Origin of the sequence: Oenococcus alcoholitolerans (genome assembly GCF_051852995.1) — a bacterium.
Taxonomy (GTDB): Bacteria; Bacillota; Bacilli; order Lactobacillales; family Lactobacillaceae; genus Oenococcus; species Oenococcus alcoholitolerans.
The window spans coordinates 1,429,468-1,451,343 of record NZ_CP176042.1 but is presented as its reverse complement, the minus strand read 5'-3'; the positions used below and the strand labels follow the sequence as shown (position 1 = coordinate 1,451,343).

22 protein-coding genes are annotated in these 21,876 nt (G+C 41.0%); 20 read left to right on the top strand and 2 right to left on the bottom strand.

What is annotated here, in order from left to right; translation table 11 throughout:
* Nucleotides 1-3: 3 nt before the first annotated feature.
* A complete protein-coding gene (locus ACKP2L_RS07880) occupies nt 4-1,116 on the bottom strand; it encodes an ABC transporter ATP-binding protein (protein ID WP_439425304.1) in 1,113 nt (370 codons plus the stop codon).
* Between the two features lie 95 nt (nt 1,117-1,211).
* On the opposite strand from ACKP2L_RS07880, the gene ACKP2L_RS07875 reads away from it, so the two are divergent.
* The 10 genes from ACKP2L_RS07875 to ACKP2L_RS07830 all read left to right on the top strand — a co-directional run bounded on the left by ACKP2L_RS07875 (nt 1,212) and on the right by ACKP2L_RS07830 (nt 9,204).
* On the top strand, nt 1,212-2,522 hold the full coding sequence (locus tag ACKP2L_RS07875) for an ABC transporter substrate-binding protein (protein WP_439425303.1): 1,311 nt from the start codon (nt 1,212-1,214) through the stop codon (nt 2,520-2,522).
* The gene (locus ACKP2L_RS07870) at nt 2,522-3,373 is read left to right on the top strand and encodes a carbohydrate ABC transporter permease (RefSeq protein WP_439426235.1); all 852 of its coding nucleotides are present in this window, start codon (nt 2,522-2,524) and stop codon (nt 3,371-3,373) included. The genes ACKP2L_RS07875 and ACKP2L_RS07870 overlap by 1 nt, the downstream gene beginning before the upstream one ends.
* 5 nt (nt 3,374-3,378) lie before the next feature.
* Entirely contained in the window at nt 3,379-4,194 is an 816-nt protein-coding gene (locus ACKP2L_RS07865) for a carbohydrate ABC transporter permease (protein WP_439425302.1), read from the top strand.
* Between the two features lie 322 nt (nt 4,195-4,516).
* A complete protein-coding gene (locus ACKP2L_RS07860) occupies nt 4,517-5,167 on the top strand; it encodes an amino acid ABC transporter permease (RefSeq protein ID WP_439425301.1) in 651 nt (216 codons plus the stop codon).
* Complete coding sequence (locus ACKP2L_RS07855; RefSeq protein ID WP_439425300.1) at nt 5,167-5,808, top strand: amino acid ABC transporter ATP-binding protein; 642 nt, start codon at nt 5,167-5,169, stop codon at nt 5,806-5,808. Before ACKP2L_RS07860 ends, ACKP2L_RS07855 begins: the two co-directional genes overlap by 1 nt.
* Nucleotides 5,805-6,659, top strand: a complete 855-nt coding sequence (locus tag ACKP2L_RS07850) for an amino acid ABC transporter substrate-binding protein (RefSeq protein WP_439425299.1) — start codon at nt 5,805-5,807, stop codon at nt 6,657-6,659. Before ACKP2L_RS07855 ends, ACKP2L_RS07850 begins: the two co-directional genes overlap by 4 nt.
* A gap of 68 nt (nt 6,660-6,727) precedes the next feature.
* Entirely contained in the window at nt 6,728-7,132 is a 405-nt protein-coding gene (gene tsaE, locus ACKP2L_RS07845; protein WP_439426234.1) for a tRNA (adenosine(37)-N6)-threonylcarbamoyltransferase complex ATPase subunit type 1 TsaE, read from the top strand.
* Nucleotides 7,129-7,662, top strand: a complete 534-nt coding sequence (locus ACKP2L_RS07840) for a 3'-5' exonuclease (protein ID WP_439425298.1) — start codon at nt 7,129-7,131, stop codon at nt 7,660-7,662. Before tsaE ends, ACKP2L_RS07840 begins: the two co-directional genes overlap by 4 nt.
* Nucleotides 7,663-7,744: 82 nt before the next feature.
* Entirely contained in the window at nt 7,745-7,888 is a 144-nt protein-coding gene (locus ACKP2L_RS07835) for a hypothetical protein (protein ID WP_439425297.1), read from the top strand.
* Nucleotides 7,889-8,010: 122 nt separating this feature from the next.
* The gene (locus ACKP2L_RS07830; protein WP_439425296.1) at nt 8,011-9,204 is read left to right on the top strand and encodes a toxic anion resistance protein; all 1,194 of its coding nucleotides are present in this window, start codon (nt 8,011-8,013) and stop codon (nt 9,202-9,204) included.
* A 16-nt stretch (nt 9,205-9,220) separates the two neighbouring features.
* On the opposite strand, the gene ACKP2L_RS07825 is transcribed toward ACKP2L_RS07830, so the two are convergent.
* Nucleotides 9,221-10,042 (bottom strand): exodeoxyribonuclease III, encoded by an 822-nt coding sequence (locus ACKP2L_RS07825; RefSeq protein ID WP_439425295.1) that lies wholly within the window; start codon nt 10,040-10,042, stop codon nt 9,221-9,223.
* A gap of 99 nt (nt 10,043-10,141) precedes the next feature.
* Between ACKP2L_RS07825 and murB the strand changes: the two genes are divergently transcribed.
* The 10 genes from murB (at nt 10,142) to ACKP2L_RS07775 (ending at nt 21,873) form a co-directional block, all read left to right on the top strand.
* Complete coding sequence (gene murB, locus ACKP2L_RS07820; protein WP_439425294.1) at nt 10,142-10,996, top strand: UDP-N-acetylmuramate dehydrogenase; 855 nt, start codon at nt 10,142-10,144, stop codon at nt 10,994-10,996.
* Nucleotides 10,996-13,122, top strand: a complete 2,127-nt coding sequence (locus tag ACKP2L_RS07815; RefSeq protein ID WP_439425293.1) for a cation:proton antiporter — start codon at nt 10,996-10,998, stop codon at nt 13,120-13,122. Before murB ends, ACKP2L_RS07815 begins: the two co-directional genes overlap by 1 nt.
* A gap of 27 nt (nt 13,123-13,149) precedes the next feature.
* Nucleotides 13,150-14,031: a diadenylate cyclase CdaA gene (gene cdaA, locus ACKP2L_RS07810; RefSeq protein WP_439425292.1), complete on the top strand. Its 882-nt coding sequence runs from the start codon at nt 13,150-13,152 to the stop codon at nt 14,029-14,031.
* The gene (locus tag ACKP2L_RS07805) at nt 14,028-15,047 is read left to right on the top strand and encodes a CdaR family protein (protein ID WP_439425291.1); all 1,020 of its coding nucleotides are present in this window, start codon (nt 14,028-14,030) and stop codon (nt 15,045-15,047) included. Before cdaA ends, ACKP2L_RS07805 begins: the two co-directional genes overlap by 4 nt.
* 7 nt (nt 15,048-15,054) lie before the next feature.
* Complete coding sequence (locus ACKP2L_RS07800) at nt 15,055-15,363, top strand: hypothetical protein (protein ID WP_439425290.1); 309 nt, start codon at nt 15,055-15,057, stop codon at nt 15,361-15,363.
* A 45-nt stretch (nt 15,364-15,408) separates the two neighbouring features.
* On the top strand, nt 15,409-16,152 hold the full coding sequence (tpiA, locus tag ACKP2L_RS07795) for a triose-phosphate isomerase (protein ID WP_439425289.1): 744 nt from the start codon (nt 15,409-15,411) through the stop codon (nt 16,150-16,152).
* Between the two features lie 158 nt (nt 16,153-16,310).
* Nucleotides 16,311-17,519, top strand: coding sequence for an ABC transporter ATP-binding protein (locus ACKP2L_RS07790; protein WP_439425288.1), 1,209 nt, complete (start codon nt 16,311-16,313; stop codon nt 17,517-17,519).
* A 230-nt stretch (nt 17,520-17,749) separates the two neighbouring features.
* Nucleotides 17,750-19,096 (top strand): phosphopyruvate hydratase, encoded by a 1,347-nt coding sequence (gene eno, locus ACKP2L_RS07785; RefSeq protein ID WP_439425287.1) that lies wholly within the window; start codon nt 17,750-17,752, stop codon nt 19,094-19,096.
* Nucleotides 19,097-19,171: 75 nt separating this feature from the next.
* Nucleotides 19,172-19,615: a CopY/TcrY family copper transport repressor gene (locus ACKP2L_RS07780; RefSeq protein WP_439425286.1), complete on the top strand. Its 444-nt coding sequence runs from the start codon at nt 19,172-19,174 to the stop codon at nt 19,613-19,615.
* 179 nt (nt 19,616-19,794) lie between these two features.
* A complete protein-coding gene (locus ACKP2L_RS07775; protein WP_439426233.1) occupies nt 19,795-21,873 on the top strand; it encodes a copper-translocating P-type ATPase in 2,079 nt (692 codons plus the stop codon).
* The last annotated feature ends 3 nt before the right edge of the window (nt 21,874-21,876 follow it).

Below are 21,876 nucleotides of genomic sequence, written 5' to 3'. Positions count from 1 at the left end.
TGTTTAATTCTGGTCTTCTTGCAAGTTTAAATTTTCACCGCTGTCCGGGTCAAAAAAGTACATTTTTTCAACTGGAACCGATATTTCGTAGTCGCTGCCCTCTGTGCCGGCGAAGTTATCAGCTGCTTCTACCATGATTTTTTGATCTTGAAAATCCAAGCTTACTAAGGTATATCCGCCCATATATTCGATCAATCTTGCCTTGGCCTTTATTTTCATCGCTTCATTACTGTTATTTTTTGAAGTTTCACCGATGCGGCTGTCTTCTGGCCGAAAACCGATCGCCAATTTGCCTTGGCGTTTTTTTATTTGATCAGGAACTCGATCAGGCAATTTGATCAAGTTTTCTCCTTGCTTGAATTTGCCGTCATCGATCTCGCCGCTTATCAAATTCATGCTTGGAGAACCGATGAATTGAGCGACGAAAATATTTTTTGGTTGGTTATACAGCTGGTTAGGAGTTCCGATCTGCTGGACGATGCCATCATTCAGCAGTAATATTCGGTCTGCTAAAGTCATTGCTTCGACCTGATCGTGTGTAACATAGATCGTTGTTGTTTTTAGCCGCTGATGCAGTTCGGCGATTTGTGTTCGCATCTCGACCCTTAATTTTGCGTCAAGATTAGATAAGGGTTCGTCCATTAAAAAGAAGCTGGGATCGCGGACCATTGCCCGCCCCAAAGCGACACGCTGTCTTTGACCGCCTGAAAGTTTCGATGGTCTTCTTTTCAAAAGTTCCCTTAGTCCGAGTATCTCGGCAGCATTATTTATTTTTCGGTCTATGTCTTTGCGATTTTTACCTTTGATTTTCAAATTGAAAGCCATATTTTCATAAACAGACATGTGCGGGTATAAGGCATAGTCTTGAAAGACCATCGCAATATTGCGTTTTTGCGGCGGCACATTATTCAAAAGTTTGCCGTCAGCATATATCTCACCGGAACTTATTGGTGATAATCCTGAGAACATACGCAGAAAAGTTGATTTTCCACACCCGGAAGGACCAACGATAGCTAAGAACTCGCCTTCATTGATCTCAAAATTTAAATTTTTTAAAGTAGGTCTTTTGGCGCCTTTATAAGTTTTGGTTAGGTTTTTAATTATTACTTTTGCCATCGTCGTCTCCTTTGAATGCACTTACAGTAATAATTATATATAATGGAAATATAAAGAGGAAGTCAATTCTATCCAGCCTCTTATAAGGAGGTCTTATGAACAAGCGAAAGACCAGTATTTATTATTATCTTTTGGCTGCTTTGATCCTGCTTTTTGGTCTCGGCTATTTTGGCTGGCAAAATTTTTCTGCTAAAAATTCGGAATCCGGGCGTCAACAAATAACGCTGGAATTTTTTAATCAAAAACCAGAAGTTGCTGCCGGCTACCAACAATTAGCCGATTTATATCATAAGCAGCATCCGAATGTCCGTATCCGAATGACGACCATTGGTCAGGGAAATGGCGCTTCTGCCCTGCAGGCGAAATTCGTTGCCGGGGATGCGCCTGATTTGGTCATGCTTGGCGGTTTACCTGAAATCGACCGCTATCAAAGCCATCTTTTGACGCTTAAAAATCTTCCTCTGACCAAAAAAATATTGCCTTCTCTGCTTGCCGGCGGTACGATCAAAAATCGTTTAGTCGGTATCCCGGTAGGGATCGAATGCTATGGCTGGGCTTATAATCGCGAAGTCTTCCGCAAGGCTGGTATAGACCCTGAAAAAATAAAAACCTATGATCAATTTGTTAGCGTTGTCAAACAGCTTGACAGCCAAAAAAGCAGACTTGGTCTAACGGCTGTTTTCGGTTACAACGGAGCTGACAGCAATGTCGCTGCATCTTTTGCCGCTCAATTCCTATCTCAGCCCTTCAAAAATAATCTTTACAATGCCTATATCAATCAGCATCTTAATTGGCGCAACGCGGATCGTATGAAAGCTTATTACAGTTTGATAAAACGTTATAACGTCAAACCGATCTTGTCGGTAAATTATAGTAATTCGGTGCAAGATCTGCTTTTTAACGGCAAAGTAGCAATGATCCCGCAAGGTAATTGGATCATTCCTGCTCTTGATCAAGCGAGAAACGGTTTTTCTAAAAACGATCTTGGCATGCTCCCTTATTTTGTCGAAAGCGGTAATTCTCATATCATGACCGGTTCCTCTTGGTACGTTGGCATCACCGATCAGCATCCAAGCCATGTACAAGCGGCCAAAGCTTATTTAAGCTGGCTATATAACTCAAAGGAAGCTATGAATATCATCGTTAACGACATGCGTTATGTGCCGCCAACGAAAAATTTTCAAACCAGCAGACTGTTGGATCCCGTTTCAAAAGAAGTTTACCGTTTGGGCTCGGGCAAAGATGCGATCGTACCGATCCATAAACAATTTCCTAACGGTTTTACTCAAGAAGTTTTAGGTCCTAATAGTCAGCAATATCTGATCGGTCGAATTTCTTGGCAGCGTTTTATCGAATTGACCAATCACCAGTATTATCAATTACGCCAAGTTCAAAGGGGGAAATGATGTTTATTAGAAGAAGATACTATTGGATATTCGTCCTGCCGGCTTTGATTTTTCTAACGATCGTTATCGTGATCCCTTTTATCATCGGTATTTATTATTCCTTCACTAATTCAAATGGTATTACCGGGTCTTGGATCGGTTTTAGGAATTATCAGCTTTTGCTGGGCGACCACAATTTTCTGGAAAGTATTTGGCTTACATTAGTTTTTTCTTTACTGTCGGTCGTCGGGATCAACGTGATCGCACTTTGTTTTGCTTTGCTGGTCACAAGAAAAAACAATCGCTTGAATAAATTGTTACGGACCATTTTCTTCGTTCCAAACTTGATCGGCGGCATCTTGCTTGGTTTTATTTGGCAATTTATCTTTATTCAAGTCTTTGGCGCTTTGGGCAATTTGTTCCATTGGAGCTTTTTAAACGGCTGGCTCAGTACGCCAGCGACTGGTTTGTGGGGTCTTGTCATCTTATTCTGGTGGCAGATGAGCGGCTATGTGATGCTTATCTATATTTCGTTTTTGAATGCTATTCCGAGAAATACTATCGAATCGGCCGCTTTGGATGGTGCTAATAGTTGGCAGACTTTTTGGGGCATCAAGATACCTCAGTTGGCGCCGGCATTTACTATCAGCTTATTTTTGACCTTGGCAAATTCCTTTAAATTATACGAGCAGAATCTGGCTTTGACTAATGGCGGTCCTTATCGTTCGACGGAAATGATCGCTATGAATATTTACAATACTGCTTTTATCAACTACCAACAAGGGTATGCTCAAGCAGCCGGAGTATTTTTATTTATATTCGTTGCCTTGCTGTCATTTGCCCAACTTTATTTTTCAAGGAAAGGTGAGTGAAGGCTATGAAAAGAAAAGTGATCGACCTCATTACAGTCATTATCAGCGTATTCCTTGGTTTTATTTGGCTTTATCCTTTTATTATCATTTTGATAAATTCTCTTAAAAATCGAGCAGCTGTTTTTTCTAATCCTTTATCATTGCCGCATATTTATTTAAGAAATTATCCGGCTGCCTTTAAAGCTCTGGACTTTGTTTCCAGTTTCTTCAATTCTCTATTTATCACAGTCGCAAGTGTTGCTTTGATTACAGTCCTTTCGGCGATGGCAGCTTATGCGCTTGCCCGCGTTAAGCGCAAGACTAGTTCGATCATTTATTATCTTTGTGCCGGGACGATGCTGATACCCTTCCAATCAATAATGATCCCTTTGGTTACTATTTTTGGACGTTTGGATTTTTTGAATCGGTTCAGTTTGATCATCATGAATACCGGTTTGGCTTTGAGTTTGTCGATCATCCTTTATTACGGTGCATTTTTAGGTGTTCCTCGAACTCTGGATGAAGCTGCTATTCTGGATGGTGCAAGTACTTTTAAGGCCTTTTTCAAAATAATCATGCCGGCTGTCAGTCCGATGACCGGGACAGTCATTATCCTTAATGCGATGAAAATCTGGAACGACTATCTTTTGCCGTCGCTGGTCATCAATAAAGCCGGTATGTACACTCTTCCTTTACGGATGTATTACTTCTTTGGCGAGACCAACAGCCAGTGGGAGCTGGCTTTGGCAGGATTGGTTTTGGCTATTATTCCGGTCATTATCCTCTTTATTCTTTTGCAAAAACAGATCATGGAAAGTGCAACGGAAGGGGCTATCAAGTAATTTTTTCTTGACAAAACTTTTCAAGGCGTGTATTGTACATGGCAACTAAATAAATAAAAACAACGAACAGAAGAGTAACTTGTTTGGGATGAAAAGAGAGCCGACGGCGCTGGGAAGCCGGTCATCGATGCAAGCGAACCACACCTGTGAGTGCAGCCGAAATACTGCCGGGTCTCCGTTATCGTCAGAGTTTTATAACTCACTGAGGCTGATTAGGCGACTAATCAGTGTTAAGAGGTGGAACCGCGTCAAACGCCCTCTCGATCTTAATTTGATCGAGGGCGTTTTTTTATTTATTTAAATAGTTTTTCAGGGGAGTTTTATGAACTACATTTTCTCAATTTTGCCAGATATACTTAGCGGCCTGAATATAACGGTCGGCTTGTTTCTGCTGACCTTGATCGGAGCGACTCCGCTAGGCTTATTGATTTCATTGGGTCTCAGATCACAATTTTTTATTCTTCGCTGGATCTTGAATGCCTATGTTTGGGTCATTCGAGGAACTCCTCTGATGCTTCAGCTGATGTTTTTTTACTTCGGTTTGCCGATGGCAACAGATAACCGTTTGGTATTTCCGAAATTAACTGCTGCCGTGCTGGTTTTCATCCTTAATTATGCGGGTTATCTTGCAGAGATTTTCCGAGGCGGTATCCAAGCTATATCACAAGGACAATACGATGCAGCGCAAGTTTTAGGTATCAATCGACGTCAAGCATTTTTTAAAATAATTTTGCCGCAGGTGTTCAAGATAGTCCTCCCATCTTTTGGGAACGAGGTAATAAATCTTATAAAGGATACCTCGCTTGGATATGTGATAAGTTTGGTCGATATTCTCTATATAGCCCAAGGACACGCTGTTTCTGATGTTACTCTCTTGCCGTATTTCATCGTTGCCGTCATTTATTTATTGTTCACGGCTTTAGCAACTTTGATCATGCGCAAAGTCGAATCAAGGTATCGGGGGTGGGTATAATGTTGAAAATAAAAAATCTAAGTAAATCTTTTGACGGTCGAAAAATATTTACAGATCTTGATCTGACTGTTGCTGATAAAGAAGTTCTCAGCATCGTCGGACCGTCAGGGATCGGCAAAACAACCTTGCTGCGGATCATTGCCGGTTTAGAAACTGCCGATCAAGGAACTATGAAAGTCGGCGATCAAACTTTTGATTTGAGAGAAGAACGTCAAAATTCCGTTATCGGAGTTATCTTTCAGGATTTTAATCTTTTTCCTCAGTTCACTGTATTGGGGAATATAACTTTAGCGCCTATCATGGTCAAAAAAATGAGCAAAGAAAAGGCCGAAGAGAAGGCCCATTCGATTTTAAAAGAGTTGGGAATGGATAATAAAGCAAATCTTTATCCATATCAATTATCCGGTGGACAAAAACAACGGGCAGCGATCGCACGAGCTTTAGCCATGGAGCCAAAGATTCTTGCTTATGATGAACCGACCTCTGCTTTAGACGAATTTTCGACTGATCAAGTGGCGGCAGTCGTTGATGAATTGAAAACAAAAGGGGTCACTCAGTTGGTTATCACTCATGATATGCCCTTCGCCGAAAAAATTTCTGACCAGATCTTCGACTTTAAAAAAGAGGTAAATACAAAATGAAAAATACTAAAAACAGTAGAAAAAAAATTATCGTAAATTCTTTGATCGGCTTATTTTTAATAGTGATCGTTGTTGGCGGCTGGTTATTTTTCAGCCGGCCCAAAGCACAAAGCACAGCTGACAGCTGGTCTGTTATGCAGCGCAAAAAAGAGATAACCATTGGTCTGGATGATACTTTTATACCGATGGGTTTTCGAAGCAAGTCGGGTAAGATCATTGGTTTTGATGTCGATCTAGCTGATGCGGCCTTCAAAAAGATCGGTTTAAAAGTAAAGTGGGAACCGATCAACTGGGCTACCAAAGAACGTCTTTTGAATAATGGTCAGATCGATGCTATTTGGAATGGCTACACTATTTCACCGGCAAGAAAAAAGAAAGTAGCTTTTTCAATACCTTATAAAAAAGGAACACAGGTCCTGGTAACTTTAACAAAAGATAACATCAACAGAATTTCTGATATGCAGGGACGTAAATTAGGTTTGCAAAACGCTTCGACAGCCGATACGCAGTTCAGGCAGTATAAAAACCTTTTGCGTCGGTATGTTGCCGGAACACCAAATAAGTATGATACTTTTGATAAAGCTTTTATGGATCTGAAAGCCGGCCGTATCCAGGGAATACTCGTTGACTCCATTTATGCCGGTTACTATATTCGCAATCTGAGTGACCCGCAAGACTATAAGATAATCTCTGCTGGTTATCCTATTGATGAAAATGGTGTTGGTTTTCGAAAAAATGATCGGACCCTTCGTTTGAAAGTTGATCAAGTATTAAGGGAGTTTCAACAAAATGGTCGTATGAAACAACTCCAGACAAAATGGTTCGGAAGAGCTGACAGCGGATTAAAATAAGTTAAAATTTAGGCGTGATAGTTTTAAAGCAACAATCGATAGATGATTTTAAAAAACTAGCGGGGAAGATGGCCGTTTTGCTTAAAGCTGGGGATCTTTTATTGCTGAAAGGCGATCTTGGCAGCGGTAAAACGACTTTTGTCCGTCAGTTAGTTCATTCTTTTAGCCAAGACAAAAATCTGATCGTTAATTCACCGACTTTCACCGTTATCCAAGAATACAAAGGGCACGGCCTGCCCTTTCCGATCTATCATTTTGATGCTTACCGTTTAGAAGGGATCGGTGCTGCTGATCAGGGATTTGAAGATTATATTGGAACTGACGGTCTTGCTGTAATTGAATGGCCGCAGTTTATCAAAGACATTTTGCCGGATGAATTTTTGCAAATAGAGTTTGATTATGACGGTCAGAGCAGGGATCTTAAAATAAGCGCAAGCGGACAAAGATATCAAGATCTTTTGGAGCAGTTATGAATTTCATTGCAATGGATTTTGAAACTGCTAACTCAGACCCTTGGTCAGCTGTTTCTCTCGGCCTGGTCCTCGTTAATGATAATCATATATCTGGTAATTGGTATTCTTTGATCAAACCGGCTGGCAATTTCTCACCTTTTAATAGCAGGATCAACGGTTTGACTGCTGATGATGTTGTTGATTCACCGAGTTTTCCGGAAATCTGGCAGCAAATCAAGGATTATTTTCAAGATCTTCCCACGGTGGTCGGTCATAACATCCGGTTTGATAATAATGTTTTAAAGTCATCTTTAAATTATTATGGTATTCCCAGTCCGCATTATGTGAGCCTTGATACGGTTTTAATCTCGCGTAAATTCCATCCGCATATGTCCGATCACAAATTGAATACAGTGGCTTTAGACCTTGGCGTTGATCTGCAGCATCACCATACCGCCTCTGATGATGCATTGGCGGCTGCCGAGATCCTCCTATATGAGATAAATCACTTCGGTGAAGACAGGATCAAGGATTTTGGCAAATTCGTTTAGAAATCTGTTATAATTTTGTGACCAGACTATTTATTGTCGATTAACTTGTGTTTTAATAAATGTGGGTTTACTAGAGGTAAAAATGGCAAAAAAGAAAAAGGAAAAGTTTCAAACGATTCGTAATACTGAATTCAGCGGTGATGATTCAACGATCGATAATCTTTTTGCGAAAATAAAAAAACAAGAAGAAAAAGAAAACCTTGAAAATAAAGAAAAAGAAGCTTGATAAAATAAAACATCCTCAAAGCGAGGATGTTTTTTATCGGATAAATATATAAGTGATGTTTAAGCGGTATCTTTATATTTATTTACAGATTAGAATTAAGGTGAAACTGTGAAGGAGGGAAAATGGCAGCAGAAAATCGTTGGCTTTCAGAAAATGAAAATGAAGCTAAAAATAATGGAGCGGTCCTGCCGACCTTGAATCCCCAACAAAAAGAACAGGCAAAAAATATTTCTAAGCAATTAGACGGTTTAGAAGCTGTTCAGATCAATACTTATGGAAATGAATTGCAAAACGAAGTTGCTGATTTTTCAAAAGAGATCCTCGATATTTTTTCCGATCATGAACTTAACGATATCAGCAGTGCTCTCTATGATTTGATTTTTGCGATCAACGATATAAAACCATCTGAATTGATGCCGCAAAAGGAAAATATTATTTCAAAATTGATCGGCACTCAAAAACGTTTAGAGATACAAACGGTTGAAAAATACAATAAGATTCGGGAACAAATAAGCAAATCAGCTGAGATCCTGGATCGGCAATGCTCTCAGTTGGATGATGACAATCAGGTATTTGACCGTCTTTATCAACAAAATATCGAATATTATCAGCGCTTTAATCTTTACATTGCCGGTGCTGAAATAAAAGAAAAAGATATCAGCGTCAATAATTTAGCAGCAGCTAAAAAAAGAGTCGAAAAAACAAAAAACCGGCTTGACCAGCAGACGGTCGATGAAGTTAATTTTACTTTGGAATCTTTGCACCAGAGAACTAACGAGCTTAAATTATTGCGTCAGATCGTCGTTGGCCAGGCACCAAAGATCAGACAGGTGCAAAAAGCTAATGAAGAACTTATTTCAAAGGTCGGTTCACTGGTCAGCGACCGCATCCCTCTTTGGAAAAATTGGATAACTATCTCGCTGAATGCTTTTCAAGAGAAAAATAGCGGCAATCCTGCCAAAGATAAAGAATACAGCCAGCCTATTTTTCAAGCAGCCAACCGGCTTTTATCCCAAAGCTCTCAAATTTTAAAAGATCAAACGAATGATACGATCGAAAACGAAAAGCAAGCTGCGAAAATGATCGCTGATTTGGAGGATTCGCTAAAACATCTGCTTGATGAGATCCAGCAGACGATCGATCTGCAGAATCAAGGCAAAAAAATTCGCAACCAGGCTAAAAATCAACTTAATTCTCTTAAGATCGATGTGAGAAGCCAAATCAGCCGTACTCCTTCAGAACTTTTTAATCAAAAGACTGAAAATCCGGCTGCTGAGGCTGAATCTCACGAACAAAATGAGAAGGAACAAAAATAAAACCGCTGCGGCGGTTTTATTTTTCTATCTCCAGATATATCGGTGCATGATCAGCACGCGCACCGGTATCGATCATACCGGTCTTTTTGATCCAATTTTTTTGTTGGTCGCTGATAAGAAAATAATCGATCCGCCAACCGGAATTATTTGCTTTTGCAGTTACATTCCTTTGGCTCCACCAAGAATATTGAGCTTGATCAGGGTGTTGAAAACGCCAGCTGTCAACGAAACCTGATTTTAACAGATGGTCGAATTTTTCTCTTTCCTGATCTGTAAATCCGGCAGATTGATGGTTGGTATCCGGATGCTTAAGATCGATTTCTTGGTGAGCAACATTAAGATCACCGGAAAAAATGACCGTTTTTTTTGCCTTAAGTGCTTGCAAATAGTCATAGAACCTGTCGTCCCATTGACCGCGTTCCGGGAGTCTTTTCAATCCTTGACCGGAATTAGGAGTATATATATTCAAAAGATAGAAATCCGGATATTCCAATAACAGGATCCTGCCCTCTTCATCCATTGTATCGGGTGCACCCAAAACGGGCTTCTCGTAAGTTACCGGTTGGTGTTTGGTCAGAGTCAGTACACCGGCGTAGCCTTTTTTAGCTGGCGGAGTACTATTTCTAATAAAACGGAGGTAATCAGGAAAAAGTTCCTCCAGGACCTCATCTTGTTTTTTGCTCAATCCGGTTTGCGGAAGTTTGGTCTCTTGTATCGAAAAAAAGTCTGGTTTTGCGGCAGCGATTTGTTTTAAGGTGGCATAAGTCATTTCGCCTCTTTTTGATTTGTGCTCGATCGCGGCGTTTAAACTGTCTATATTCCAGGAAATAAATTTCATATTAATAAGTCTAAACCATTCAGTGATAGCTCATGATAAAATCGAAGTATCGATGATTTTTTAAAACAATTTCCTAATGTAAAAATATACAAAGACTGTGTGATCGCACCCTATGCTTTTGCACAAGTCGGCGGCAAGGCTGATTATTTAGCTTTCCCTAAAAGCAAAGAAGAATTTAAAGAACTTTTAAAGGCTGCCGCCAAAAAACGATTGCCCGTTCATGTTTTAGGCCAATTAAGCAACTTGCTGGTTTCTGATGATGGCATTGTCGGGCTTGTTATCATCACTGACCATTTGAATAAGATCAGCTGCCGCGGGACTCTTGTCGCAGCTGATGCCGGGATCGACATGATATCGGTTTCTGAATTTGCCTATGAACATGGATTAAGCGGCCTTGAATGGTCGGCTGGTTTGCCTGGTTCGGTAGGCGGTGCCGTTTATATGAATGCCGGAGCTTATGGCGGCAATACTGCGGATAATTTGCTTAGGGTCACGGCTTTAGACAAAAAAGGCCAGGAATTCATTATCAGTAAGGAGGATCTTGGCTTTTCTTACCGTAATTCCGGTATCCAAAAAAATGATTATTATATCGTTTCCGCTGAATTTCAATTAGCCAAAGGAAATAAAGAAGAGATCCGCAGATGGATGGATGACTTTAACTTGCGCAGGATCAGCAAGCAGCCGCTTAATTACCCTTCAAACGGTTCTGTATTCAAACGCCCGGACGGTTTTTATGCCGGCAAATTGATTTCTGATGCCGGTTTGCAAGGAACACGTATCGGCGGTGCTCAATTGTCGGTAAAACATGCTAACTTTATAGTTAATATCGATAATGCCAGTAGTCGTGATTATTTGGAATTGATCTCACTGGTTAAAAAAACGATCAGTGATACTTTTGGGATCAAAATGGATCCTGAAATAAAACTGATCGGGAGAGGATTAGAAGAAAATTAATGGAGATACTGCTTCTTTTTCCCGTGATCATTGCTTTGATCGTCATTAGCAGTTTGATCGCGCACTTTTTTCCTTTGATACCGGTCAGCCTGCTGCAAGTTGTTTTTGGTGTTGGCCTGTCTTATTCGATTCACGGCGATCTCACTCTTGATACAGAATGGTTTTTACTGCTGTTCATTGCGCCGATGCTTTTTTATGATTCTTGGCGTTTTCCAAACCGCGAACTTTGGCAGCTTCGTTTTCCGATCATCGGGAATGCTTTTTTGCTGGTATTTTTAACAGCTATCGGCGGCGGCTGGCTTATCCATCTTTTGATACCTGATTTTCCGCTCTCGATAAGCATCGCTTTAGCAGCGGCTCTATCACCCACTGATCCTGTAGCGGTCGGTGCCATCCTTTCTCGTATATCGATACCGCAAAATCTTCTGCATGTCTTGATGGGCGAAAGTCTTTTGAACGATGCATCTGGTTTGGTCGCCTTTCGCTATGCTGTTTCAGCGACGATGGTCGGTGCTTTTGTTTTGCATGATGCTGTAATAAATTTTTTCTACGTTACGATCGTTGGTGCTTTGACCGGATTCGTATTGAGCTTTTTGCTCGATTGGATTCAAGAATTTATCCGTCGGAGAGGGGCCAGTGATGAGATCTTGCAGGTCATCATAAATGTTTTGTCGCCATTTTTGATTTTTTATGTCGTTGAGGATATCGAACACTCATCCGGGGTCGTCGCAGTGGTCGTGGCCGGTATTTTTTCTAAATTAAGAAATAACAACAATCATCGCATGAATTTTGAATACAATGTTCTAGCAACTACTGTTTGGCGTGCTTTGACTTTTATTTTAAATGGGACCATTTTTATTTTATTGGGGATGCAGCTGCCGCACGCTTACCGCGAAGCTGTTGAAGCTGCCCACCTTGATCTTTTTACCGGCATCGGCTATGGGATCCTCGTTTGGTTCATTATCTTTTTGATCAGGGCTGTTTGGACATATGCCAACGAATATTTCTCATATAAGAAAAAAGATTCTGGTCGTACGATGAAGCCTTCTTTAACTGGTGCGATAATCATGGCTTTTTCTGGTGTCAGAGGGGCGATCGCTTTAGCGGCTGTACTTTCGATTCAAACTGTATCCGGCAGAAGTTTTCCTCGTTATAGTTTTATAGTTTTCATCGCGGCGGTCGTAGTTATCTTTTCTCTGATCCTCGCAGCTATCATGCTGCCTTTATTAGCAAACCGTACTAATGGAAAATTAGATTTGCCAAAAGACGTTCAGCTGCTTGATGAAGAAACTGATTTTACTGAAAATGAAGAGGCTCGTAATTTAAAGAGAAAACCAAATTATTTGGATGAGAACAGTGCCCGTATTTTTCAATTACAATCAGGCATCCAAGAGTTGAAGCTTCATTTACACGATGCCGGTTTTACCGAAAAATCTTTCGACGGCAGCCAGTCAGCAGCACGAGATCTGATCTTTCAGCGGCAGCAGCAGATAAATGACCTTCAATTAGCCGGAGGATCGAAAGAAGCAGCAGAATTAGCGAGAAGAGAAGAAGAATTCTACACGGTCGCTTTAAAGGCTGAGAAAAGTGCTGTTGAAAAAATGTATCGTCAGCACAAAATGTCCGATCCTGTCTATCGAGCCAACATGCGCGGTATAAACTGGTCTTTTCGTGATGTCGGTCATCATCGCAGCCTTTCTTTTCAATCTTTTTTGCGAATAATCCGTCATGGTCTGCTTTATATCGAATTAAAATTCTCCAGGATCGACGATAAACAAGCTAAAAAAGAACGTTTTTTGGTTCATCGGGTCCGGGCTAAGTCAGCTATTAAGGGATTGACTAATTATTTGGATGATATCGATCTTAATTCGCTGGATCGGATCGCTGCTTATAATGTGATCGTGAATTATCGCAGTTGGTTGGCTAAAATAAAGGCAGGGAAGAACTTTAATAAAAATTATAATTCCTCGAAGATCTCATTATCATTAGCAGCACTTACCGCAGAAAGAGAAGCTGTTCGGCGGCTTATTTCTGAAAAAAAGATTTCTGATCAAACTGGTATCAAGCTGCTGCAGGATATCAATTATGCAGAAACATCAGTTCTGACAGTGGGCGATGATCGTTAAAGGATTAGTTAAGTTATACTTGAATCAATGAATTTTACCAGCATTTTTACATATGAAAACCTCATCCATTTGATCGATATTTTAGTGATTTGGTTCATTTTATTCAACATCGCTAATTGGGTCCGCGGTACACGGGCGATGCAGTTGGTTCGAGGCGTCGTATTTTTGCTGTTTTTACGTTTTGTCGCTTGGCTGATCGGTCTTGATGCTGTTTCTTGGATGCTCGATCTAGTGATCAACTGGGGCCCGATCGCTTTGGTCGTTTTGTTCCAACAAGAGATTCGGCGTGCTTTGGAAAATATTGGTACAAAATCGTTTTTCAAACCGTCTGCGCCATCGATCCCCTCAGAAGAAGTTGTCATGACCGCACTGGACCAGGCTTTGCCTTATCTTTCTCGACGCAGGATCGGTGCTTTGATCGCCATTGAACAAGAAACTAGTTTGACGGAGATCATCAATACAGGAATCACTTTAAATGCACGTGTAAGTTCTGCATTATTGATAAATACTTTTATCCCGAACACTCCTCTCCATGATGGAGCTGCTATAATTCGTGGCGATCAATTGGTCGCTGCAACGGCCTACCTCCCGCTTTCAACTGATCCGAATACCTCAAAAGATCTTGGGACTCGTCATCGTGCTGGATTAGGACTTGCCGAGACCACTGATGCGATCGTGATCGTTGTTTCTGAAGAAACAGGCGAAGTTTCGATCGCACATAAAGGTGTTTTACATCGCAATCTCAAACCTGATGAATATGATCATTTTCTGCGTGAACGCTTGATACCTGATAATGAAAAAAAGGACAACGCTTTTCTTTCCAGCCTCTCAGCCTTGCGTATCCTTCCCGGAAAAAAGAAAAACAGCGATGAAAATAATGGTGACGAAAAGGGGGATTCGGATAAGTGAATTTTTTTAATCATATGATCAGAAAAAAATGGTTTCAATTGATAATTACATTGCTTTTAGCTATCGCACTTTTTGTTTATGTCAATGGAACGATCGGCGGCAGTTTTTCTAATAATCGCCGAGAACGTCAACGGCAATTGATAACCACACAAACAACTTACATAAATGTTCCGGTAAATCTTGATGTTAATGAAAACCGTTATTATATTTCCGGTGTTCCGCAGACGATCCGAGTCCAGATCACTGGACCATCCGGTCTGATAACTGCTGCTCAAAACTCGAGCACTATTCGCGCTACTGTTGATCTGTCACATCCGCGGATAGGTTCTCAAAGGGTCCCGATATCCATTACCGGTCTTTCTAATAGTTTGATACGAAAAACAGATCCGTCGAGTTTGACTGTCAACGTTTCTCGCAGAGTTACGAAAATGGTACCAGTCCAGGCAACTTATAGCCGTGATAACATAGCCAATCGATACCTTGTTTCTGGCTTTCGTGTATCCCGCCGATACGTTCGTGTTGCCGGTCCCAGCGATTTGATCCGAGTCGTTGACCATGTTTCTGCTAGCTTGCCGGTCCCGGCTAATACTCGTAACAGTATCAGTCAAAATGTTTCGTTAAGAGCGATCGATCGTAATGGTTCAGTCGTTTCTGTTGAGATCGATCCTGATAATATTCAAGCAACTTTAGATATCACTAGCGAGCTGGCTTCTCAAAATTCTTCAGGACAAAGTACGAAAATAGTTTCTTTAAGTCCGCGTTTTACTGGTTCCAGATCAGTATCCAATTATAATATTACTTTGAGTTCTTCTACGATCCAGATCACCGGTTCGCGTGATTCGCTCAATCGTATCGATTCGATCCCAGTTAACATTGATTTGAGCCAGGTAGGCGCTAGCGGCGGTGTTATCGATGCCGATCTATCTTTACCGCGGGGTGTTTCGCAAATGACGCCCAGATCTGTAGAAGTCTCGGTTTCAGCAAAATCTTCTAATAGCAGCAGTTCGGGGGAGTGATGATCAAATGAAAAAATACATGACTTTTGATATGGTCCAAGAAATTACCTTACTCGACGGAAGAGTCTATCCGGAGCTTGGCAATGTAGTTATGAATGGCAGGGCCGAGTATGCTGAGGAACATGGCTTTATCAAGCAGGTCAGGATCTTAAAACTCAATATCCCGCATTCCAATCACGTTGAGCGAGTGGAAAGATATATCAATGACCATTATTCTGATCCTGGGTTTTCAATGGACCATTGGGAAGAGTGGGTCAAACCGCCGGAGATCCAAAAGGAGATGCAGGCAATTTTGGTCGATAATCGGCTCGGCTGATCTTTAATTACTAAAACCCTTTCAATCTTAACTATAATTAGAACCATGAGAAAAAAAATCATTATTGCAAACTGGAAAATGAATTTCTTGCTTGATCAAGCTGTCGATTACGTTAATGACTTGGTAAAAAAAGTTGGAAATAAAACTACTGTTGAAGTTGGAGTCGCAGCACAGGACATTTTCTTATCTGATCTTGTAAAATTGACCAGTCAAAGTCCTGTCCGTATCATTGCACAAAATGCTCATTGGGAAAATTTCGGCGCCTTTACTGGCGAAACATCGCCCAAAGCTTTGGACAATATTGGTGTTGATTATGTAATGCTGGGCCATTTTGAACGACGCGAACTTTTTAATGAAACTAATTCCACGGTCAATTTGAAGGTTCGTCGTGCTTTGAATAATGATATGAACGTTATCGTCGATGTTGAGGAATTAGAGCAAGTTCAATCAGTTCTCGAAGGTGTCGGACCTAGTCAAATGGAAAAAATAATCATTGGTTTTGAGCCGACATTTGCTATAGGCACAGGTATGTCAGCAAGTACAAAGGGAGCTGAAGAAGTCGCTGCTCAGATCCGCAAGACTTTAAGAAAGATGTACGGTCCAGAAATTTCTCAAGCAACACGAATCCTTTATGGCGGTTCTGTTAATCGCCAAAATCTTGCTGGATTGATCAAACAAACTGATATCGACGGTGTTTTGGTGGGCAAGGCATCACTTGATTTTCAAAGTTTTTGGGAACTAGTCAAAATAATCCACGCTTATAGTGTTGAAGCAAGTTCGAGTAAATGACTTTTCTTTAATTTTATGAAAGCGTTTACATTATGTTATTTCTTTTGTATACTTGATTTGTTCAACAATAATTCGTTTGTGAACATTACTCTGAGATGAATGGGAAGCTGCCAAGCGGTGATGCAGCTGGCAAATTTGGTCTTCCCCGAGGAGATACAATGGTTGAAATGTCTTTAGAACATATAAGAAAGGTTTACCCGGGGCAGGTCATTGCGGCCGTTCCTGATTATAGCCTGAAAATCAATGATGGCGAATTTACCGTTTTCATCGGCCCTTCAGGTTCCGGAAAATCGACTGTCCTTCGAATGATCGCTGGCCTCGAGGATATAACTTCGGGTCAATTTAAAATGGATGACCGCGTGATGAATGACGTTGAGCCGAAAAACAGGGATATCGCAATGGTCTTCCAAAATTACGCTCTGTATCCTCACATGACGGTCTTTGAAAATATGGCTTTTGGTCTAAAACTCAGAAAAGAGCCGAAGGACAAAATCAAAGCTGCTGTAGACAAAGCCGCTGATCAATTAGGTTTGACTGATTTTTTGGATCGCAAACCGGCTAATCTTTCCGGCGGGCAGCGTCAGCGTGTTGCTTTGGGACGAGCGATGGTTCGTGATGCTAAAGTGATGCTTTTAGATGAGCCGCTTTCTAATTTGGATGCGAAATTAAGAGTTGAGATGCGTTCGACGATCGCTAAGCTGCACCAAGACCTTGGCAACAACTTTATTTATGTTACTCATGATCAGATCGAAGCTATGACGATGGCTGACCGGATCGTTTTGATCGATCACGGTGTTATCCAGCAAGACGGTTCGCCGGAAGAACTGTATAACAATCCTGGTAATAAATTCGTGGCCGGTTTTATGGGATCTCCTTCCATGAATTTTTTGAATCTTCGTTTAGATAACGACACCTTAGTATCCAGAGATGGGCAAATCAAACTAAGTATACCTAAAGGAACTTCCAAGTTTTTAAAGGAAGCCGGCTATGATGGCAAAGATTTGATTTTTGGTATTCGCCCAGAAGATATCCATACCGAACCGATCGCTAAAGAAACTTATCCCGGTGATACAGTTCATGTAAAGTTGGACCTTGTGGAGCCACTTGGTGCTGAAACTATGTATTATTTTCAGCTTGACGGACAGCAATTCGTTGCGAGAGTCGGTGCAAGAGAAAAAGATCAGACCGGCGATTATGCAGATCTGACTTTCCAGATCCCAAATGCGCATTTCTTTGATCCGGAAACTGAATTAGTTATTTTGCCTAAAGGAGCTAAGGTTTATCAAAGCCCGACTAGACAAGAATCTGATCTGGCTAATACTAAAGGCACTCCGTTAGAGGGACAAAAATTCTCTGAAAAATACTGATTTTATATTTTCTCTATATAAATGAGATAAAAATCAGTCCGCTCGCTCATGGGCCGTGGTTTTCGTTACGGAAAATCATGATCTTTTTTTATGCGTATTCATTCTTTGATCCCGGATTAGATCAGGCTTTGGTGTCATTTATTTTGGATAAGATTGTGTTTTTATTTACATTATTTATTTCTAATCGGGTCAGGTCTGATAGAATTATTAGTGTTGATGGAGGAAAATAAATGTCATTAATTGCAAGTGTTTATGGACGAGAAGTCCTAGATTCACGTGGAAATCCAACCGTTGAAGCTGAAGTTTATACCGAAGACGGATTTTTCGGCCGCGGTATCGTTCCATCAGGAGCATCTACCGGTGAACATGAAGCCGTTGAACTCCGTGATGGCGATAAGAGCCGTTATTTAGGAAAAGGTGTTACTAAAGCTGTTGCTAATGTTAACGGAGAGATCGCTAAGGCTTTGATCGGCAAGTTCGATGCTGCAGATCAGCGCGGGATCGATTTGGCCTTGATCGCCTTGGATGGTACCCCTAACAAAGCTCGTTTAGGTGCTAATGCTATTTTGGCTGTTTCTATAGCTGCTGCTCGTGCTGCTGCTGAAGAAGCCGGTCTTCCTTTGTATCAGTATTTAGGCGGACCTAATTCTTATGTTTTGCCTACACCTATGATGAACGTTATTAATGGTGGTGCACACTCTGATAACAAAGTTGACTTCCAGGAATTCATGATCATGCCAGTTGGCGCAAAGTCCATCAAAGAAGCCGTACGTATGGGCTCTGAGACCTTCCATAATTTGAAGAAATTATTGGAAGCTGATGGTAAAAATACTGGTGTTGGCGATGAGGGTGGTTTTGCTCCTGATTTTGCCAACAACGAAGAACCGCTTCAGTATTTGGTAAAAGCTATCGAGGCTGCCGGATACAAACCTGGTGAAGATGTTGCTTTGGCAACCGATGTCGCTGCTTCAGAATTATATGATGCTGAGAGCAAAAAGTACAAGCTTCGCTGGTCTACTGGTGAAGAATTTACCACTGCAGAATTCGTTAAATATATCGAAAGCCTTGTTGATAAATATCCTATCGTTTCTGTCGAAGATCCAATCGATGAAAATGAGTGGGGCGACTGGTCAGCTGTCACTAAAGAATTGGGCAAGAAAGTTCAGATCGTTGGTGATGATTTCTTCGTTACTAATACTGAATACCTCAAGCGCGGTATCGAAGAAGGCGCTGCTAATGCTATTTTGATCAAGCTTAACCAGATCGGTACCTTAACAGAGACTTTTGAAGCCATTGAAATGGCAAAGGAAGCTGGTTACACTGCTATCGTTTCTCATCGTTCAGGTGAAACTGAAGATACTACGATCGCCGACTTAGTCGTTGCTACTAACGCTGGTCAAATCAAGACAGGCTCTATGAGCAGAACTGATAGAATCGCAAAGTATAACCAATTGCTTAGAATTGAAGACGAGTTGAACCGAGACGAACCAAAGGGAGTTTCTACCTACAAGGGAATAAATTCCTTCTATAATCTTAGTGCAGACGCTAAAAAAGAGATTCAAAGCCATAAAGGCTGATTTTTAAAAACACTTTCAATTAAGAAAGTGTTTTTTTATTGCTTTTTTTGTTTACAAGTGTAAACTTAATTATAGATGACAAATGTAGATAAAAGAAAAGAAACTATTTCACCTGCTGAATGGCAGGTCATGCGGATCGTTTGGACACTTGGAGGCGTTAACAGCCAAGAACTTGTTTCGATCATGGACCAAAAATTTTCTTGGAGCCCTTCAACAACTAAAACATTAATGAAGCGCCTTGAAAAAAAATCTTTTTTAAAAGATGATGGTGCATCTCGAGGGAGGGTGTACAAGGCTTTGATTCCCGAAACGACCGCTATGTTTGAATCGGCTGAGCAGCTTTTTGATTCGATTTGTGCAATGCACGTCGGTGATACCTTGGCTTCTGTCATCAAGAACCATCCATTATCGATCGATGATATTTCTAAACTGGAACGTTTATTGGAAGAAAAGAAGGCCGATGCTCCTAAAATGATTGCTTGTGATTGTCTGCCTAAAGGAATGAAAGGAAAGTGCTAATGGACATGGACAAAAAAACAAAAAATAATAACAAGATTTCAAATGCTGACCATCAGCATATGCAGATGGATATGAATCACGAGCACATGGATATGAATCACGAACATATGAATATGGATATGGGCCATGATCATAAAAATATGCATATGGATCATCACGATATGGGCAAGATGGCGAAAATGGATCATCAGCACATGGATATGAACCACGAGCACATGGATCATCATCAACATATGGATATGGATATGGATATGGATATGGATATTGGCCATGATCATAAAAATATGCATATGGATCATCACGATATGGGCAAGATGGCGAAAATGGATCATCAGCAAATGATGATGGATGCCGATTTTCAAGGACGATTTTGGTTTTCACTTGTGCTGTCGCTGCCGGTTCTGTTGTTGTCTTCTTTTATGGGATTATTCGGTCCCTTTATTACTTTTCCCGGATCAGAATGGGTAACGGCTATTTTTGCCAGTTTGATAACCTTTTTTGGTGCTGGTATTTTTTTCGAGCATGCCAGAATGGAAATACAGATGAGAAAACCAGCCATGATGAGTTTGATCGCTTTGGCGGTAGCGGTTGCTTATTTGTATAGCCTGTATGGATTGCTTTTATCAGTTTTTGATCCGTCGGCACCAACTATGGATTTTTGGTGGGAATTAGTAACTTTGGTAGATATCATGCTGCTGGGTCACTGGATCGAACAAAAATCGACACAAGCTGCTGGAGATTCGTTAAAAAAAATTGCTTCTCTATTGCCGGAAAAAGCTATGTTGGTTTTAAGCGACGGCAGTAAAAAGACTGTTGATGTTAAAGACCTTGAAAAGGGCCAGTCTTTACAAGTAGCGGCCGGTGATCGAATACCTGCTGATGGAACGGTAATTTCCGGTAATTCAACTGTTAACGAATCGATGGTGACCGGTGAATCAAAGCCGATCTCAAAAGCAAAAGGCGATACGGTTATCGGCGGTTCCCAAAATAACGATGGTACTTTGCTTATAAAGGTCGCTAATACTAGCGACACTGGATTTGTTGCGCAAGTTTTGGATATGATCAAAAAAACTCAGTCACAGCGTTCGAGAGCTGAGTCCCGAGCTGATACTGTTGCCGGCTGGCTTTTTTACATTGCTTTGATAGCTGGAATCTTGTCTTTTGTTATTTGGTATCTGTTGACCGGTGATCTAAGCACAGCCACCGAACGTTTGGTGACAGTTTTGGTTATTGCCTGCCCGCATGCCTTGGGCTTAGCGATTCCCTTGGTGGTATCACGCAGTACATCGCTAGCCTCTTCTCAAGGACTGCTGGTCCGCAACCGTCTCGCTTTGGAACAAGCAAATAAAATAGATACACTTGCTCTTGATAAAACAGGTACTTTGACTGAAGGTAATTTTACAATAAACGAATATACCAACGATGATATCCTGCAAAAAGCAGCTAGTATCGAACAGTATTCAAAGCATCCTTTAGCAAGAAGTATCGTATCTTTAGCCAAGCAAAAACAATTACAATTGTGGAAGGCTTCTAATGTACAGAATGTTGCCGGTTCCGGTATCCAAGGCCGAATAAACGGTCATGTCATCGGTGTTTTTTCAGCTAAATATTTACAGGAAAAAGGTTTTAAAATTGACCTGGCTAAATTTAATCAAGCTGCTACGACCAGTTTTATTGTTGAGGATGAAAAAGTGATCGGTCATATTTCCCAAGGCGATAAAATCAGACCTGAATCAAAGCAAATGGTAACAGGCCTCAAGGAGCTTGGATTATCGCCGGTAATGTTAACGGGTGATGGCAGGATCGCGGCTGCTTCAGTGGCTGATAACATTGGTATCAATGATTTTCATTATCAATTGTTGCCCGCTGATAAGGAAAATATTATTGCTCAGTACCAAAAGGATAACAAAAAAGTTGCAATGGTCGGGGATGGTATCAATGATGCGCCAAGCTTGACGAGAGCTGACCTTGGGATCGCTATTGGCGCAGGTACTGATATCGCCATCGACTCAGCTGATGTAATATTGATCAAATCAAATCCTCTGGATATCATCAATTTCTTTAAATTAGCTAAGGCCTCTTCTAGAAAAATGACTGAAAACCTTTGGTGGGGCGCCGGCTACAATTTATTTGCTATTCCGCTTGCGGCAGGTTTGCTTGCGCCGATCGGCATCGTGCTTTCACCAGCGGCAGGTGCGATCTTAATGGCTCTTTCGACGGTCATCGTTTCGATCAACGCTTTAACATTAAAAAATTAACTA

Excerpts from the sequence above, each read along its gene's own strand:
- ACKP2L_RS07880 (WP_439425304.1), bottom strand. The coding sequence starts at position 1,116 with ATGGCAAAAGTAATAATTAAAAACCTAACCAAAACTTATAAAGGCGCC.
- ACKP2L_RS07875 (WP_439425303.1), top strand. The coding sequence starts at position 1,212 with ATGAACAAGCGAAAGACCAGTATTTATTATTATCTTTTGGCTGCTTTG.
- ACKP2L_RS07870 (WP_439426235.1), top strand. The coding sequence starts at position 2,522 with ATGTTTATTAGAAGAAGATACTATTGGATATTCGTCCTGCCGGCTTTG.
- ACKP2L_RS07865 (WP_439425302.1), top strand. The coding sequence starts at position 3,379 with ATGAAAAGAAAAGTGATCGACCTCATTACAGTCATTATCAGCGTATTC.
- ACKP2L_RS07860 (WP_439425301.1), top strand. The coding sequence starts at position 4,517 with ATGAACTACATTTTCTCAATTTTGCCAGATATACTTAGCGGCCTGAAT.
- ACKP2L_RS07855 (WP_439425300.1), top strand. The coding sequence starts at position 5,167 with ATGTTGAAAATAAAAAATCTAAGTAAATCTTTTGACGGTCGAAAAATA.
- ACKP2L_RS07850 (WP_439425299.1), top strand. The coding sequence starts at position 5,805 with ATGAAAAATACTAAAAACAGTAGAAAAAAAATTATCGTAAATTCTTTG.
- tsaE (WP_439426234.1), top strand. The coding sequence starts at position 6,728 with ATGGCCGTTTTGCTTAAAGCTGGGGATCTTTTATTGCTGAAAGGCGAT.
- ACKP2L_RS07840 (WP_439425298.1), top strand. The coding sequence starts at position 7,129 with ATGAATTTCATTGCAATGGATTTTGAAACTGCTAACTCAGACCCTTGG.
- ACKP2L_RS07835 (WP_439425297.1), top strand. The coding sequence starts at position 7,745 with ATGGCAAAAAAGAAAAAGGAAAAGTTTCAAACGATTCGTAATACTGAA.
- ACKP2L_RS07830 (WP_439425296.1), top strand. The coding sequence starts at position 8,011 with ATGGCAGCAGAAAATCGTTGGCTTTCAGAAAATGAAAATGAAGCTAAA.
- ACKP2L_RS07825 (WP_439425295.1), bottom strand. The coding sequence starts at position 10,042 with ATGAAATTTATTTCCTGGAATATAGACAGTTTAAACGCCGCGATCGAG.
- ACKP2L_RS07815 (WP_439425293.1), top strand. The coding sequence starts at position 10,996 with ATGGAGATACTGCTTCTTTTTCCCGTGATCATTGCTTTGATCGTCATT.
- cdaA (WP_439425292.1), top strand. The coding sequence starts at position 13,150 with ATGAATTTTACCAGCATTTTTACATATGAAAACCTCATCCATTTGATC.
- ACKP2L_RS07800 (WP_439425290.1), top strand. The coding sequence starts at position 15,055 with ATGAAAAAATACATGACTTTTGATATGGTCCAAGAAATTACCTTACTC.
- tpiA (WP_439425289.1), top strand. The coding sequence starts at position 15,409 with ATGAGAAAAAAAATCATTATTGCAAACTGGAAAATGAATTTCTTGCTT.
- ACKP2L_RS07790 (WP_439425288.1), top strand. The coding sequence starts at position 16,311 with ATGGTTGAAATGTCTTTAGAACATATAAGAAAGGTTTACCCGGGGCAG.
- eno (WP_439425287.1), top strand. The coding sequence starts at position 17,750 with ATGTCATTAATTGCAAGTGTTTATGGACGAGAAGTCCTAGATTCACGT.
- ACKP2L_RS07780 (WP_439425286.1), top strand. The coding sequence starts at position 19,172 with ATGACAAATGTAGATAAAAGAAAAGAAACTATTTCACCTGCTGAATGG.
- ACKP2L_RS07775 (WP_439426233.1), top strand. The coding sequence starts at position 19,795 with ATGGATCATCAGCACATGGATATGAACCACGAGCACATGGATCATCAT.